This is a genomic window from Gluconobacter roseus, from assembly GCF_046058915.1.
Classification (GTDB): domain Bacteria; phylum Pseudomonadota; class Alphaproteobacteria; order Acetobacterales; family Acetobacteraceae; genus Gluconobacter; species Gluconobacter roseus_A.
In genome coordinates this window covers 810,700-825,351 of the sequence record NZ_CP175538.1, presented here as the reverse complement: position 1 = coordinate 825,351, position 14,652 = coordinate 810,700, and the positions used below count along the sequence as shown (strand labels likewise).

Genomic DNA, 14,652 nt, shown 5'->3' with positions numbered 1-14,652 from the left:
GGGGGAAGCGGTTCGGTCAGACAGGGGCTTATCCGTATCGTCAGCGAAGGGAAGAGGAGAAGTTTCGCCCCAGAAAGAGTTTTCTTTCAAGTGCCGTTTCCGGCGGCGAGGCGTTTCAGATTGTATAACGCATCCAATGCGTCGCGGGGAGAGAGATCATCGGGGTTCAGAGCCCCGATTGCGTCTTCCAGCGGGGATGGGGCGGGTGGCGTTTCAGGTGTGTGAGGCGGCGGGGGTTCCGGCTCCGCGACGGCTTCGAAAAGGGGCAGCGAGGAGCGGGCTTCGGCCTGTTCGCGCTCGAACTGGGACAGGAGACGGCTGGCGCGATTGACCACGGAAGCTGGGATTCCCGCCAGTTTTGCGACATGCAGGCCCCAGCTCTTGCGGGCGGACCCTGGGCGAACCTCGTGCTGGAAGATGACCTCGCCGCGCCACTCTTTCACGGCCATCGTGTAGGGGGCGAGGCGGGGGAGGAATTCGGTCAGGGCGCCGAGTTCATGGAAATGTGTTGCAAAGATTGTCCGGGAGCCGAGCTGGGTGTGTAGGGCCTCGAGCGTTGCCCATGCGATGGACAATCCGTCGAGAGTTGCAGTGCCGCGCCCGATCTCGTCCACGACGACGAGGGACTTGGGGCCGGCCTGATTGAGAATCGCGGCGGTCTCGGTCATTTCGACCATGAAGGTGGAGCGGCCGCGGGCGAGGTCATCCGCACCGCCGACGCGGGAGAACAGGCGGTCCACGACGCCGATATGAGCTTTTTTTGCCGGAACGGGGAGGCCGGCCTGCGCAAGAATTACCGCGAGGGCGGTCTGGCGCAGGAAGGTGGATTTGCCCGCCATGTTAGGACCCGTCAGCAGCATGGCGCGGTGTTCGGGCGGCAGGGCGCAGTCATTTGGGATGAACCGGGCATCCGCGCTTCCCGACTCGGCCAGTGCGGCTTCGACGACCGGGTGTCGGCAGGCGACGAGACTGAACTCGGTGCCATCCGTGACGGTGGGGCGGCACCATGAGCCGCCTTCCGCGAGCAGACCGCAGGAGCGCAGGACGTCGGCTAGCTCCAGAAACTCCGCGACTTCATCGAGGGCCGGGGTTTGCAGGATGCGGGCGCAGAGTTCGGCGAAGATGCGGCGTTCGAGCGCAGACGCCTTGTCGGCGGCTTCGAGAATGGCGCGGTCCAGGCCGGCGAGTTCTTCCGTGGAGAAGCGGGCGAGGCTGGCCGTGCCCTGACGAAAGGACAGTTCGGGGTTGTCGCGCAGTTTCGTGCCGGTAGCGGACGGGACTTCGATCACGTAGCCGAGCTGCGCGTGGTGTTTGATCTTGAGGTTTGAGACGCCGAATTTTTCGGAAAGCTCGCCCTGCATGGCGGCGATGATGCGGCGGCTTTCGTCGCGCAGGCCGCGATAGCGGTCCAGCTCCGTGTTGTAGCCGGGGGCGATGAAGCCGCCGTCTTCGATGCGGGCAGGAAGGGTTTCGGCGACGGCGGCCTGAAGCTGTTCCAGCAGGGTATCGGCGCGGCCGTAGAGGCCTGCGGTGAGAGTGCGGATCAGCGTGGGGGTGTTCTGGTCGCAGGCGGGCTGGAACAGGGCGGTGATGTCGTTGGCGGCGATCAGCGTGTCGCGGATGGCGGCGAGATCGCGCGGCTGGCCACGTCCGGCGGAGATGCGGCCCAGTGCGCGGGCGGGGTCTGGCGTGCGGCGCAGGATGTCGCCGAGGGCGTTGGACAGGCCGGGGATGGATTGCAGCCAGAGCCAGCCGTTCTGGCGGTCCGTGATCGCGGTGGCGTCGGTCAGGGGGAGGCGAGCCACTGGGCGAGGAGGCGGGAGCCTGCGGCTGTGGCGGTGCGGGTGACGGCGCCGAGAAGGCTGTGTTTCGTCTCGCCATCGCGGGTGCGCAGGATGTCGAGGCTGGCGCGGGTGGCGGGGTCGATGCCGAGGACGCCGTCCGTGCCCTGCGGGATGGGGCGGGAGAGGCGTGGGAGCGCTCCGGCCTGACTGCGCTGGACGTAGTTCAGGGCCATGGCACAGGCGATGGCCTGTTCGGGGGGAAGTCTCCGAAGGCGTCGATCTGTGCGACGCCATAGGCGCGGGCGACCAGGGTGCGGGCGCTGTCGAGCGTGGGTGGGACGGCGACGGGGGCCAGTCGGGAGGCGTAATCGGGCTGGATCAGGTCGGGTTCGGACAGGATCTCGGCGGCGTCGAGCCGGGCTATCAGTTCGGGCAGGGCGCTTTCAGGCACCGAGGCGGTTTCGAAGGCGCCCGTGGAGATGTCGATCCAAGCTGCACCAACCGCCTTTGCACGCTTTTCCGGGCTGCGGGCGATGGCGAGGAGCAGGTTGGCGCGTCCGGCTTCGAGCAGTTCGTCTTCGGTCAGGGTGCCGGGGGTGACGACGCGGACGATGGCACGGGCGAGCGGGCCTTTCTGGGGCTTTTCGCCTTTTTTCGGCGGGGCCTGTGTCTGTTCGGCGACGGCGACGCGGAAGCCTCGGCGGATCAGGCGCGACAGATAGGCCGGGGCTGCTGCGACGGGGACGCCGCACATGGGGATCGGTTCGCCCTGATGGCTGCCGCGGGCGGTGAGTGCGATGTCGAGCGCCATGGCGGCGGCCTGCGCATCGGAGAAGAACAGCTCGTAGAAATCGCCCATGCGGAAGAACAGGAGGGCGTCGGGTTCCTGGTGTTTGAGGTCGAACCACTGGGCCATCGCAGGGCTGGCGTTTTCGGCGGTAGGCAGGGGCATAAAGGTGCCGATGGGTCCGGTCTCCGGGCTGTCACTTCGGGAAGGGGGTGGGAAAATAACGTCTCTCCGCCGGTGTGTGAACCGGCGGGATGGGGTCAGCGGGCGCGTCGGCGGTTCAGGCGTGACTGGAAAGCCACGACTGCGTCACGCAGGCGCACGACCTTGAGGGCGTCAAGCATGATGGCATAGGCGAGGATGCCGAAGACGATCAGCGCCGTGAGCATGCCCAGACGCCAGACGCCATGCCAGTAGGGCAGGCCGGGGGCTACGAGTTTTTCGGCGGCAGCGACCCACAGGGCCATCATGATGGCGGCGCCCGTAATACGCAGGGCGCGGCCTTTCAGGAGCGGGTCGGCGATGAAGAGGCCGCGGCGGTGCAGGATGACGGCGAGCAGCGTGCAGTTGACGAAGGCGGCGATCGTGCTGGCCAGCGGCGGGCCGATATGGCCGAGCGGACGGTAGAGCAGAAGGTTGAGGACGAGGTTCAGCGCCAAAGTGAAGAAGCCGATGCGGACGGGGGTGACGGTGTCGCCTTCGGCGAAAAAGGCCGGGGAGAGGACCTTGATGAGAACGAAGGCGGGCAGGCCGAGCGCGTAGGCCTGAAGGCATTGGCCGGAGAGGATGGCATCGCTGACGGTGAAATGGCCGTAGCCGAACAGGGCGGCCATGATGGGCGAGGCCAGAACGATCATGCCGATCATGGCAGGCAGCGTCAGGAGCAGCGTGTAGTCGATGGCGCGGTTGAGGCTCGAATGGACGGCGGCGCGGTCGTTATTGGCGATATGGCGCGTCAGGAGCGGCAGCAGCGCCGTGCCGGCTGCCGAGCCCAGCACGCCGAGCGGGAGCTGGTTAATGCGGTCGGCGAAATACAGGATCGAGGGTGTGCCGACGGGCAGGTGCGTGGCGATGATGGTGTCGACGGTGAGATTGATCTGGGTGACGCCGGAGCCGACGAGGCCCGGGCCCATGCGGCGCAGGAGAGCGCGCATATCGGGCGACAGGCTGGGCCATGTCAGGTGTGGGGCCATGCCGGCGCGTCGGGCGGCCCAGTACAGGGCACCAAGCTGGACGACGCCGGAGAGCGTCACGCCCCAGGCGCTGACGACGGCGGTGTTGTGCCAGACCAGTGCGCCGAGAAGGATGGCGGCGATGCCGATGATGTTGAAGGTGACATAGGCGGCTGCGGCTGCGGTGAACTTGCCGAGGCCGTTCAGCACGCCGGAGACGAGCGCTGCGCCGCAGATCAGCAGCATGTAGGGGAACGTGATTCGCGACAGATGCACCGCGGTTTCAAAGCGGGTCCCGGTGAGGCCCGAACCGATGAAACTCACGACCAGCGGCATGAAGATTTCAGCCAGAATGGTCAGCAGGGCGAGCCAGAGCATCAGTCCGGACAGCGCCTGACCCGCAAAGCGCAGGGCGGACTGGTGGCCCTTTGTTTCGTAGCGCTCGGTGAACATCGGCACGAAGGCGGCGTTGAACGCGCCTTCGCCGAAGAGGCGCCGGAACATGTTGGGCAGCCGAAGCGCGATCAGGTAGGCGTCCTGAACGGGGCCGGCACCAAGGAACGCGGCGAGAAGCTGGTCACGAACGAGGCCGAGGACACGCGAAAGCATGGTCCAGCTGCCGACTGTCAGGAAATTGCGAAGCATTTCCTGATCCTAGCCGATCATTCAGCGCCGCAACATATGCTCCCGGGCAGGAAAAACGCAGTGTGGCGGATCAGTGTCAGCGCAGAACCGTTTCGCGGTTGTGCAGGGTCGTCTCGGCTCTGGCGGGCTGCTGGATCGTGGGGCGGATTGCGGCGACACCGATGCAGAGAAGTGTCACTTCCAGCATCAGCATGGCGCTGGCCCAGAAAATGCCGGACAGGCCAAGGAAGGTCGTGACGTGATGGGCCACGGCCGGGGTCAGGGCGCCGAGGGCGGCCACGACCAGAAGGGGCAGGATGGGGCGGAGCAATGAGTCCTTCATAAATGTCTCCGGTCACATTTCTGACTTGAACTCTGGCGGGTTTCGATACGGATGTTCAAGGAAAAAAGACGAACTTCCGGTTCGCTGTTGCGTGATAGCCGGTGCCATGACTGATTTTTCCACGATTTCTCCGCCCGCCAGTGTTGCCGAACTCCGCCGGAGGCTGGAACGGATCCGCCGTCTGGCCTGGCTGCTGAACTCGGCCACGCGGATTCCCGGCCTGCGGCTGCGGGCGGGGCTGGATACGCTGCTGGGACTTCTGCCGGGCGGCGGTGCGCTGATCGGGACGGCGCTGTCGCTTTATATTGTCTGGGAAGGGCGCCGGATGGGCGTGGACCGCCAGACCGTGCAGCGGATGCTGGGAAATGTCGCGATCGAGGCCGTGGTGGGCCTCGTACCGCTTGCGGGGGATCTGTTTGATACGGTCTTCAAGGCCGATCTGCGGAATATCGCGCTGATCGAGGCCGCACTGGCCGGACGGCTTGGCGTTCAGTGATCCAGCAGGACCTTGCGGATGGCTTCCTCGACGCGGTTTGAGGCGGGTTTGGCCAGTGGCGTGAACCAGTTGACGAGTTTGCCGTCGCGGTCGGTCAGGTATTTGTAGAAGTTCCAGCGTGGGCGGGCGAGGAAGCCGCCCTGTTTGTCCAGCCAGCGGAACAGCGGTGTGGTTTCCGGGCCGCGCACGTGCTGGCGCGCGGTCATGGGGAAGCTCACGCCGTAATTGCGATGGCAGAAATTCTTGATGTCTGCCGACGAGCCGGGTTCCTGCTGGCCGAAATCGTTTGACGGCACGCCGATGATCATCAGGCCTTCGGGGTAGTCGCGGCCGTAGCGGGACCAGAGGTGCTGGAGGTCCTCATACTGCGGGGTAAAGCCACATTTCGACGCTGTGTTGACGATCAGCAGCGGTCGACCACGCCAGGCGGAGAAGTCGATCGTCTCACCGGACAGGCCAGGCAGACTGAAATCATAGGCACAGGTCATGGGGGTTCTCCCTATCAATCTGCTGCATCCTAGCGGTTTGAGACCGTTCAGGCGAGAGAGGAGGGGTGGACAGGACGTAACATGACAGACAGGTTCAGGTCGTTTCGGGTCCAGTACTGGCTGTGATGTTCTGTTTTTGGGTGAGGAGTTTGCCTGCGTGATCCTGCGCGTCCTTGTCGGCATGGCCGGCCTTCTGATTCTGGGTGCGCTGCTGTCGACCAACCGCCGGGCCATTGACTGGCCGTTCGTAGGACGGGCGCTGCTGTTGCAGGTGCTGATTGCGGCGGTCGTGCTGTGGGTGCCCGCGGGTGCGCATGGGCTGCATGTGGTGTCGGATGCGGTGACGAAGGTCCTGTCCTACGGAGATGTGGGGAGTGCGTTCCTGTTCGGTGGGCTTGTGGGGCCAAAGATGAACGGGCTGTTTGGTAATGACAGTTTCGTCTTTGCGCTGAAAGTCCTGCCAGAGATTGTTTATGTCGCAGCCCTTCTGGGGCTTTTGCAGCATTGGGGCGTGTTGCAGTTCCTCTCGAAGCTGATTGGCGGGGCGCTGTCGCGGGTGCTGGGGACGACGGGGCTCGAATCGTTCTCGGCAGTGCTGACGATTTTTCTGGGGCAGAGCGAGATGCCGATCGCGCTTCAGACCTGTCTGGCGGAAATGTCGGAAGGGGAGCTGGCGACGGTCCTGTGTAGTGGGACGTCCTCTATCGCGGGGTCCGTGCTGGCGGGATATGCGTCGCTTGGTGTGCCGATGGAGAACCTGCTGGCGGCGTCTTTCATGGCGATTCCGGGGGGACTGCTGTTCTCGCGCATTCTGTTTCCGGGGCCGCGCCGGTCCGATGCACAGATTGCCGGGGCGGATCACGGGCATCACAGCATGTTCGAAGCCATTGCGGATGGGGCGATGAATGGCGCGAAGATCGCGGTGGCGGTGGGGGCTGTGCTGATTGCGTTTGTGGGGCTGATTGCGCTGGCGAACGGGATTCTGGGTGCGGTGGGGCTGTCTCTGGCGCAGATTCTGGGGACGGTGTTTGCGCCGTTTGCCTGGCTGCTCGGAGTGCCCTGGAGCGAGTGTGTAACGGCGGGCGGGCTGCTGGGGCAGAAGATCGCGTTCAACGAATTCGTGGCCTATGTGAACCTGTCGCCGCTGATCCATGCGCATGCCCTGTCGCAGCGGACGATTACGATCCTGTCCTTTGCGCTGTGCGGGTTTGCGAACATCTCCACGATCGGGATTCTGATCGGGGCATTCGGGAGTGCGGAGCCGCGTCGGCGAACGGATGTGGCGTCGCTGGCTGTTCGGGCTGTGGCAGCCGGCACGCTGTCCAACGCAATGAGTGCGGTGATTGCAGGGCTGTTCGTGTGATTACGGGGCGGCTCACGAATCTCTGATCCGAAAATGTGTCAGGCCCGGGGTAAGGTGAGAATAGTTATCATCTTTCCTGCTGGACTGTGAGTTTCTCCACGCGTCGTTCCGGATTTCTGACCTTTCTTCTGGCCTCTGCGATGGCCGTTCCTTCCCTGGCCTGTGCTGCCGACAGTGTGACGGGGGAGCTGAAGGGGACGGATGGTTCTTCGCATGGGATCGTGAACGTGACCGAGGCGCCAAAAGGCGTTTTGCTGCGGCTTCAGGTGCAGGGGCTGACGCCGGGCTGGCACGGGATTCATTTCCATGAAAAGGGGCGCTGTGCGGCTCCGAAATTCACCAGTGCGGGCGCGCATGTTCATGCGGCAACGCCGGTTGTGCATGGTCTGCTGAATGCGGATGCGAATGATGCCGGGGATCTGCCCAATTTGTATGTCGCAGCGGATGGGACAGCGACGGTGGAGCTTTATTCCACGCTCGTTTCACTGAAGGGACAGGGGGAGCGTCCGGCGCTGATGGATGCGGATGGGGCGTCCGTGGTCATTCATGCGAAACCCGATGACTATCAGAGTCAGCCGATTGGTGGTTCAGGGGATCGCGTGGCCTGCGCGGTTCTGCACTGAGGCAGGCCCGGCTGTTCAGGCCGGGTGACGGATGATCATGGCCTGTGTCGTCGGGAACTCGATGATGCGTTCGGGGCGGTCTGCGAAAAAGGTGCGGAACGCCTGGGCGACGCCGGGGATGATTGAAAAGTCATGAGTGAGAATGATGCCGCCGGGGACCAGACGGGGATAGAAATAGTCCAGTCCGGCCAGGGTGGCGTCATGAAGGTCCACGTCCAGATGGACGAATGAGAAGCGCAGGTCTTCGAGGCCGGATGTGCTGCCGGGGAACAGGCCGGGGTGGAACCGGACCTTCCGGTAGCCGGCCAGCTTGCGTTTTACGTGCGGCAGGGTGCCGATGAACTGGCCTTTGTGGAAGACGCCGCTTTCGCCACTGCGAACACTTTCGGGAAGGCCCTCGAACGTGTCGAACAGGTGCAGGGTGCGGTCGTTTTTCACGGCACAGAGCAGGGCCGCTGAGGCGCCTTCATAGACGCCGAATTCGGCGAAATCGCCGGGCAGGGTGGTCTGGGCTGCGGCGATTTCATGCAGGATGAAGGCTTCATCCGCGCTGAGGAGCGATCGTGTGCCGCGGATGGCATGCCGGAGGCTGGAGAGGGTCCGCGGGTCCTTGTGGCCGAAGAGCAGTCGCATCTGCAGGGCGTTCTGCAACCCGAAGGTCAGTGCCCGGGCGATGCGGCTGCATCCGATGATGCGGCGCAACCTCTCGTTTCTCATCCACATGTCATCATGGTTACTCCCGTGTGGGAGGGCGGTCCAGCAGAAGGTGTCGGGCTTCCTCAATCGTGAAGCCTTCGCCCAAAATGCGGGTGACGGTTTCGATGATGGGCGCGCGGACATGGTGTTTGCGGGCGAGGTCGCGCATGGCCGGGGCGGTCAGGACGCCTTCGGCGACCGTGGTGCGGGACGCCAGAATGTCTTCAAGGGAACGGCCTTCGCCGAGTTCGAGTCCGACGCTGTAATTGCGTGAGCCGCGTCCGGTGCAGGTCAGGATGAGATCGCCCATGCCTGCGAGGCCTGCGAGCGTGCTGGCGCGGCCGCCTGTAGCTTCGGCGAGGCGGCCGATTTCGGCAACGGCGCGGGTGATGAGGGCGGCACGGGCGTTCTCGCCCAGGCCCGCGCCGATCGTGATGCCGGCGCCGATGGCAATGACGTTCTTGGCAGCGCCCGCGAGCTGGACGCCGGCTGCGTCATCGCTGGCATAGAGGCGGAAGGCGGAGGTGTTGAGGAGGGCCGTGAGTTTCTGCGCGAGAGCGAGGTCTGCGCAGGCCAGCGTTGCGGCGGCGGGGAGGCCTTTTGCGACTTCGATGGCGAAGTTGGGGCCGGAGAGAACGCCGGTCGGGCGGCCGGGCATGGTTTCGGCCAGGACGTCGAGTAGCAGGAGGGATGTGGCCTGTTCCAGTCCCTTGCAGCAGGTCACGACGGGAACTGCGGGGTCGAGCACGGTCTGAAGGCGCGTCGAGACGTCGCGGGCGGTCTGGACCGGGGTGACGAGCAGGACGACGTCTGCGCTGCGAGGAAAATTGCCGGTGATGGTGACGTTGTCGGGCAGGGTGATGTCGGGCAGGCGCGGGAGGGTGCGGGTTCCGCGTGGGACCGGGTTGCGCATCCAGAGTGTGACGTCCGCGCCGGTCGCTGCCGTGGCGCAGGCCAGCGCCGTGCCCCAGGCTCCGGCGCCGATGATCGCAATATGGGGTCTGGTCATGGTTATTCCTCTGCCAGCCGTTCGATGTTGATCTGGATGTCTTCGGCGTCAGGGGAACGCAGGCCGGTGGCGAGGGCTTGCAGGATTTTGCGGGCCTCGTCTTCGAAGCCGAAAGGCGCGTTGACGACCAGCAGGCCGCAGCCATTCAGGCGGGAGGGATCGACGGGTGGGCGAAGCAGGAACTCGCAGGCGAGCATGTCCCGGATGCCAGCGTCCTGAAGGGCCGTGTAGAACGCGCGGACGGGTGTGCGGTGTTTGATCGGGTACCAGACGGCGACGATCCCGGCGCGGAAGCGGGTGCGGATCAGCGCGATGGCATCGGCGCAGCGGGCGAAATCGTCTGGCTTTTCAAACGGCGGGTCAATGAGGACGAGGCCGCGCTTGAGATCCTTCGGTGGAAGCAGGGCACGGAGGGCTTCGTAACCGTCACGATGATGGATTGCGGCCTGCGGGTCGGCGTGGAAGATGCGGCGCAGGGGGCGGACGTCTTCGGGGTGCAGTTCGCAGGCGATGAGTTGGTCCTGCGGGCGGAGTTCGGCGCGGGCGAAGGCGGGGGAGCCGGGGTAGCGGTGCCGGTCCTGCACGTTGGGGCGGACGGCGTCGAGATAGTCTTTCAGCGGTTCGGCGGCTGGCCGTTCCAGAAGCTGGCCGATGCCTGCGCGCCATTCACCGGTTTTTTCGGCCTCCTCGGAGGTCAGGTCGTAGCGACCGCATCCGGCATGGGTGTCGAGGACGACGAAGCCTGCGGGTTTGCGCTTCAGGGCCTTGATGAGTGCGAGAAGCAGGGCGTGCTTCATGCAGTCGGCGAAGTTTCCGGCGTGGTAGATGTGACGGTAGTTCAAGAGGCGTGTTCCGGGGTGGCGGGAGTGCGTTCAGACAGGGGCCAGCGGGGGCGGGCGGCGGTGTCGATTTCGTTGGGGTTTTCGCCCGCGTGGAGGCGTTCGAGGGCGGCCCAGGCGACCATGACCGCGTTGTCCGTGCACAGGCGCAGGGGCGGGGCGAAGAAGGGGATGCCGTGGTTGGCGGCGACCTGTTCGAGGGCGTGGCGCAGGGTTTTGTTGGCGGCGACACCGCCTGCGACGACCAGGGCCGTAGCGTTCGGGCTGAGGGCCAGGGCGTGTTCGGCGCGGTCGGCCATGACATCCGCAACCGCACGCTGGAAGGAGGCGGCGACGTCTGCGGCGAACTGTCGGGGCAGGGCGTCGCGGCTGCCGGTCGGGTCCTGTGTGTCGATCAGGCGGCTGACGGCGGTTTTGAGGCCCGAGAACGAGAAATCGCAGCCTTCGCGGCCCTTGAGGGGGCGGGGCAGCGGATAGGCGTCGTCCCGGCCTTCGGTGGCGAGTTTTTCAAGGGCCGGGCCGCCGGGCCAGCCGAGGCCGAGCATTTTGGCGACCTTGTCGAAGGCTTCTCCGGCGGCATCGTCGATCGTGCCGCCGAGGCGGACATAGCGGCCGGTTTCCTCGACCGAGACGCACTGGCAATGGCCGCCCGAGACCAGCATTGTCAGGTAAGGGAAGTGCAAATTCGCGCCGAGGCTGGGAAGACGGGGGGTGAGGATGTGGGCCTCGATATGGTTCACGGCCACGAAGGGGCGGTGCAGTGCCATGGCCAGTCCCTTGGCGTAGGAACTGCCGACAATCAGGCCGCCGATCAGGCCGGGGCCGGTTGTGCCGGCAAAAGTGTCGATATCAGCCAGCGTCAGGGAAGCTTTTTTCAGGACTTCCGCCACCAGTGTGGGCAGGGCGTCCAGATGGGCGCGGGCCGCGATTTCCGGGACGACGCCGCCGAGAATGGCGTGGTTGGTCTGGGACAGGACGCCTTCGGCCAGGATCGTGCCGTCATAGGCGAGGATGGCGCAGGCCGTGTCGTCGCAGGAGGTTTCGATGGCCAGAAGGGGGCGCGTGGGTGCGGATGGAGAAGTGGCGGGGGCTGACATGGCTCTTATTATGGCCGAGTCTGTCATATCATGACAGTCCCGTGTGAATGGGCTAAAGCTGCCGTTCATGAATGCTCCCGTCCTGCCTTCCGAGGCGCTCCAGAGAGTCGCCGCGGAAGCCGTCCGCCGCTCCCATGCCGCTGAGCCGCCTACCGGCCGCAAGCTCCCTCTTCGTGTCGGGTCGCGGGCGTCTCCGCTGGCGCTGGTCCAGACGCGGAACTTTCTCACGCGCCTGACGCGGTTCTGCCCCGTTCTGCGCGATATGGGGGCGTTTCAGGAATACCAGATCAGCACCGAGGGCGATCGCAATCTGGTGCAGCGTCTGGCGGAAATCGGCGGCAAGGGTCTCTTTGCCAAGGAAATCCATGAGGCGCTGGCGGCCGGTCGGATTGATTTCGCGGTGCACAGCCTCAAGGATCTGGAAACCAACCTGCCGCCGGGCCTGGTGCTGGCGTGTACGCTCAAGCGTGAAGATGCGCGGGATGCGCTGATCCTGCGGGACCGGGATGTAAAGGTTGATCCGCAGCGTCCGTATGACTGCCTGCCGGAAGGGGCGTTGGTCGGCTGTGCGTCGGTGCGGCGTCAGGCTCAGATGCTGCATGTACGGCCCGATCTGCGGTTCTGTCTGCTGCGCGGGAATGTGCAGACGCGGCTGGACAAGCTGCGGGCCGGAGCGTGCGATGCGACGCTTCTGGCGCTGGCGGGCCTGCGGCGTCTGGGCATGGAAGACCGTGTGGATGTCGTGCTGGAGCCGGACCAGATGCTGCCGGCTTCGGGGCAGGGCATTGTGGGCGTGACGGTTCGTGAGAGCGATCTGGAACTGCGCGAACTGCTCTCTGCGATCGAGGATCCGGAGGCACGGGCGGTTTCGACGGCCGAGCGTGCGCTTCTGGCGAAACTGGACGGGTCGTGCCGGACGCCGATTGGCGGCTATGCCCGGATCGAGAACGGCGTGCTGAAGCTGAGCGGCATGATTGCGAGCGAAGACGGGACGTTCCTGCTGCGTCGCGAGATCGAGGGCGCGCCGCTTGAGGCGGCCCGTCTGGGTACCGAGCTTGCGGACGAGCTTCGCCGCGACACGCCGGCCCATATCTTTGATGAAATGAGGCGTCCCTGACGCTTACCCGTCCTGAACCGGGACGTGTTGTTCTGGTGACCCGGCCAGAGCCCGGACTGTCCGCGACAATGGCGGATGTCCGGGCGCTTGGCTGGGAGGCTGTGGCGTGCCCGATGCTGGACATCACGACATTTGAGCCCGTTGCGCCGGGCGCATTCCGGGCCGTGCTGGTGACGAGTGCGAATGCGCTGCCTGCGCTGCGGGACTGGCCTCGGGACCGGCTTGTTGTGGCAGTCGGTGCGCGGACGGCGGCGCGGGCGCGCAAGGTCGGGTTCGTGAATGTCGAGGCGGCGGACGGGGATGCGCAGGCTCTGGCAGCGTTCTGCCGGGCGCGCGGCATTATGGGCGCGGATGTGCTGCTGGCCAGTGGTGAGGGCTATGGCGTGGAACTGGCGCGGGATCTGGGTGTGCAGCGCGTCGAGGTCTATGCGGCGGCCATGTGTGAGTCTCTGCCGGAGACGGCGCGGGATGCGCTTCGGAGCGGGCGCGTTGAGGCGGTGTTGCTGTATTCGGGGAAGTCGGCCGAGGCGTTCAGGGGAGCGCTCGGGGCCGAAGACGTGACGGCGCTGTCGGCCGTGCGGGCGCTCTGTCTGTCAGAGGCCATTGCCGCGCGCCTGAACCCGGAGGAATGGCGCGCGGTGATGTGGCCCGATCCGCTGGAGCAGCTCGGGCCAGCAGTCTGATCAGGCTTCGCCGGCGGGTTCCGGGAACTGCTGGGCGCGCTTGGCCTGCCACAGGGCAACGAAGTCGATCGGCTGCAGCACGACGGGCGGGAAGCCGCCGTCACGCGTGACATCGCTGACGATGGAGCGGACATACGGGAAAATCAGGCGCGGCACTTCGACCAGCAGGATCGGCTCGATCAGCTCTTCCGGCGGGTTGTTCAGCGTCACGACGGCGGCGTAGGTCAGCTCGGCGATGAACACCGTGCGGCCAGCCTGTCCACCTTCCTGTGCCGGCGGCTCTGCGGCCTCGGCGCGGACGGCCAGGGCGACTTCATAGACGGCCTGGTCTTCTTCCAGACGATTGGCCTGGACGTCGATGTTGACGGAAATCTGCGGGGCGGAGCGCAGCGTGGTGAAGATGGCAGCGCCAGCCGGAACCTCGAAGGACAGGTCCTTCGTGTACTGCAGGTTGATGGCCAGCGGCATGGCCGGCACGTTTTCCTGGCCCAGGGCGGCGTTGTCGGTGGTGTTCTCTGACATACAGTCTCCGGATCCGCAGGGGCGCACCCCAGGGCGGACATCGATTGGAACGATTGCGATCCCTTGGCGGTAGCATGATGTCCGTTGCGCGCCAAGACACGGTTCTGGCGGACAGATGGTTGAGATCGGAGGGATTGCACCCTATCTCTAGGGCAACAGATCTTTCACCGAACACTGCGAAACACAGGACGTCATGTCTTCCAGCGACATCCACTTCCCCGCCGGTCTCATGGATCACGCGGGTCATCATTTTCCCTGGGACCTTGTGATCCTGTTCGTGCTCGCCGTGGCGCTGGGGGTGAGGCTTTACCGCGTTCTTGGCCGCCGTGTCGGGATGCAGGGGGTTCGGCAGGAGCGTCCGGGCGCCGGGCGTTTCGGTCCGGGCGCGAAGAATGGTGCGGCGCCGGATGCGTCCCGTCCGAGTGCTCCGCCGCCGCTGCCGGGTAAGGCATCGGGCGGACAGGGTGATGCGAACGGGGCGCTCAATGCGGCTGCGGCACCGGAAGTGGATTATGAAATTCCTGCACCTGCAACGCGGGTTGGAACGGTGCTCGGTGAAATCGCGTCCGTTTTCCCGGGATTTTCGCCATCGGGTTTCCTGAAGGATGCCGAGGACACGTTCCGCCAGGTGGTGCCGGCGTTTGCGGTTGGTGACCGTGCGGTGCTGGACAAGCTGCTGACCCCGGTCTCCATGGAGTCCTTTTCCGCTGCGATCGATACGCGGGAACAGGCGGGTGAGACGCAGCGCAGTGATCTGCGGGGTGTCGAGAGCCTGTCCATTCTCGATGCGATGCTTGTATTGGCAGAGGATGGCGCGCGGACGGGCCGAATTGAGGTGAAGATTGTTTCGCGTCAGGTGAATATCCTGACGGACCGTGCGGGCGAGCCCGTGGTCGGGACTGAGGCCGTAACCGAGTTCCATGATCTGTGGCTTTTCGAGCGTGTTGTCGGGCAGTCCGATGCGCGGTGGCGGCTGGCGGCGTCCCGTCCGGCCTGATCCTTTCGTTTT

General features: G+C 65.2%; 14 protein-coding genes and 1 pseudogene. 6 read left to right on the top strand and 9 right to left on the bottom strand.

Annotated elements, in window-relative coordinates; genetic code table 11:
• Positions 1–86: 86 nt before the first annotated feature.
• From mutS to ACJ2A4_RS03865, 3 genes and pseudogenes are all read right to left on the bottom strand, one after another.
• Positions 87–2,736: pseudogene (gene mutS, locus ACJ2A4_RS03875) on the bottom strand (DNA mismatch repair protein MutS).
• Between the two features lie 95 nt (positions 2,737–2,831).
• Positions 2,832–4,388: a murein biosynthesis integral membrane protein MurJ gene (gene murJ, locus ACJ2A4_RS03870; protein ID WP_408873687.1), complete on the bottom strand. Its 1,557-nt coding sequence runs from the start codon at positions 4,386–4,388 to the stop codon at positions 2,832–2,834.
• Positions 4,389–4,464: 76 nt separating this feature from the next.
• Entirely contained in the window at positions 4,465–4,710 is a 246-nt protein-coding gene (locus ACJ2A4_RS03865; RefSeq protein ID WP_408873686.1) for a hypothetical protein, read from the bottom strand.
• Between the two features lie 106 nt (positions 4,711–4,816).
• Here ACJ2A4_RS03865 and ACJ2A4_RS03860 point away from each other — a divergent pair, with 106 nt between their 5' ends.
• Complete coding sequence (locus tag ACJ2A4_RS03860; protein WP_062507588.1) at positions 4,817–5,206, top strand: DUF4112 domain-containing protein; 390 nt, start codon at positions 4,817–4,819, stop codon at positions 5,204–5,206.
• On the opposite strand, the gene ACJ2A4_RS03855 is transcribed toward ACJ2A4_RS03860, so the two are convergent.
• Entirely contained in the window at positions 5,200–5,694 is a 495-nt protein-coding gene (locus ACJ2A4_RS03855; RefSeq protein ID WP_408873685.1) for a glutathione peroxidase, read from the bottom strand. The genes ACJ2A4_RS03860 and ACJ2A4_RS03855 overlap by 7 nt on opposite strands.
• Positions 5,695–5,851: 157 nt before the next feature.
• On the opposite strand from ACJ2A4_RS03855, the gene ACJ2A4_RS03850 reads away from it, so the two are divergent.
• Positions 5,852–7,057, top strand: a complete 1,206-nt coding sequence (locus tag ACJ2A4_RS03850) for a NupC/NupG family nucleoside CNT transporter (protein WP_408873684.1) — start codon at positions 5,852–5,854, stop codon at positions 7,055–7,057.
• A 116-nt stretch (positions 7,058–7,173) separates the two neighbouring features.
• Positions 7,174–7,680 (top strand): superoxide dismutase[Cu-Zn], encoded by a 507-nt coding sequence (gene sodC, locus ACJ2A4_RS03845; RefSeq protein WP_408874092.1) that lies wholly within the window; start codon positions 7,174–7,176, stop codon positions 7,678–7,680.
• Between the two features lie 15 nt (positions 7,681–7,695).
• On the opposite strand, the gene ACJ2A4_RS03840 is transcribed toward sodC, so the two are convergent.
• Genes ACJ2A4_RS03840 through tsaD form a run of 4 tightly spaced genes read right to left on the bottom strand, consistent with a single transcriptional unit; the run spans position 7,696 to position 11,321 of the window.
• Entirely contained in the window at positions 7,696–8,397 is a 702-nt protein-coding gene (locus ACJ2A4_RS03840; protein WP_408873683.1) for a TylF/MycF/NovP-related O-methyltransferase, read from the bottom strand.
• Positions 8,398–8,413: 16 nt separating this feature from the next.
• On the bottom strand, positions 8,414–9,385 hold the full coding sequence (locus tag ACJ2A4_RS03835) for an NAD(P)H-dependent glycerol-3-phosphate dehydrogenase (protein WP_408873682.1): 972 nt from the start codon (positions 9,383–9,385) through the stop codon (positions 8,414–8,416).
• 2 nt (positions 9,386–9,387) lie between these two features.
• Positions 9,388–10,227 carry a 23S rRNA (adenine(2030)-N(6))-methyltransferase RlmJ gene (locus tag ACJ2A4_RS03830; protein ID WP_408873681.1) on the bottom strand — a complete coding sequence of 280 codons (840 nt, stop codon included), beginning with the start codon at positions 10,225–10,227 and terminating at the stop codon, positions 9,388–9,390.
• Positions 10,224–11,321 carry a tRNA (adenosine(37)-N6)-threonylcarbamoyltransferase complex transferase subunit TsaD gene (gene tsaD / locus ACJ2A4_RS03825; protein ID WP_408873680.1) on the bottom strand — a complete coding sequence of 366 codons (1,098 nt, stop codon included), beginning with the start codon at positions 11,319–11,321 and terminating at the stop codon, positions 10,224–10,226. The genes ACJ2A4_RS03830 and tsaD overlap by 4 nt, the downstream gene beginning before the upstream one ends.
• Positions 11,322–11,388: 67 nt before the next feature.
• Between tsaD and hemC the strand changes: the two genes are divergently transcribed.
• Positions 11,389–12,438, top strand: coding sequence for a hydroxymethylbilane synthase (hemC, locus tag ACJ2A4_RS03820; RefSeq protein ID WP_408873679.1), 1,050 nt, complete (start codon positions 11,389–11,391; stop codon positions 12,436–12,438).
• 35 nt (positions 12,439–12,473) lie between these two features.
• Positions 12,474–13,121 carry a uroporphyrinogen-III synthase gene (locus ACJ2A4_RS03815; RefSeq protein WP_408873678.1) on the top strand — a complete coding sequence of 216 codons (648 nt, stop codon included), beginning with the start codon at positions 12,474–12,476 and terminating at the stop codon, positions 13,119–13,121.
• Here the strand turns inward: ACJ2A4_RS03815 and secB are convergent, their stop codons facing one another.
• Positions 13,122–13,643, bottom strand: a complete 522-nt coding sequence (gene secB / locus ACJ2A4_RS03810) for a protein-export chaperone SecB (protein WP_062507511.1) — start codon at positions 13,641–13,643, stop codon at positions 13,122–13,124.
• A gap of 193 nt (positions 13,644–13,836) precedes the next feature.
• Between secB and ACJ2A4_RS03805 the strand changes: the two genes are divergently transcribed.
• Positions 13,837–14,640, top strand: coding sequence for a Tim44/TimA family putative adaptor protein (locus ACJ2A4_RS03805; RefSeq protein ID WP_408873677.1), 804 nt, complete (start codon positions 13,837–13,839; stop codon positions 14,638–14,640).
• Positions 14,641–14,652: the final 12 nt, after the last annotated feature.

Bases quoted from the DNA above. Each gene is read 5' to 3' on its own strand.
- murJ (WP_408873687.1), bottom strand. From the start codon at position 4,388: ATGCTTCGCAATTTCCTGACAGTCGGCAGCTGGACCATGCTTTCGCGT.
- ACJ2A4_RS03865 (WP_408873686.1), bottom strand. From the start codon at position 4,710: ATGAAGGACTCATTGCTCCGCCCCATCCTGCCCCTTCTGGTCGTGGCC.
- ACJ2A4_RS03860 (WP_062507588.1), top strand. From the start codon at position 4,817: ATGACTGATTTTTCCACGATTTCTCCGCCCGCCAGTGTTGCCGAACTC.
- ACJ2A4_RS03855 (WP_408873685.1), bottom strand. From the start codon at position 5,694: ATGACCTGTGCCTATGATTTCAGTCTGCCTGGCCTGTCCGGTGAGACG.
- ACJ2A4_RS03840 (WP_408873683.1), bottom strand. From the start codon at position 8,397: ATGAGAAACGAGAGGTTGCGCCGCATCATCGGATGCAGCCGCATCGCC.
- ACJ2A4_RS03835 (WP_408873682.1), bottom strand. From the start codon at position 9,385: ATGACCAGACCCCATATTGCGATCATCGGCGCCGGAGCCTGGGGCACG.
- tsaD (WP_408873680.1), bottom strand. From the start codon at position 11,321: ATGTCAGCCCCCGCCACTTCTCCATCCGCACCCACGCGCCCCCTTCTG.
- hemC (WP_408873679.1), top strand. From the start codon at position 11,389: ATGAATGCTCCCGTCCTGCCTTCCGAGGCGCTCCAGAGAGTCGCCGCG.
- secB (WP_062507511.1), bottom strand. From the start codon at position 13,643: ATGTCAGAGAACACCACCGACAACGCCGCCCTGGGCCAGGAAAACGTG.
- ACJ2A4_RS03805 (WP_408873677.1), top strand. From the start codon at position 13,837: ATGTCTTCCAGCGACATCCACTTCCCCGCCGGTCTCATGGATCACGCG.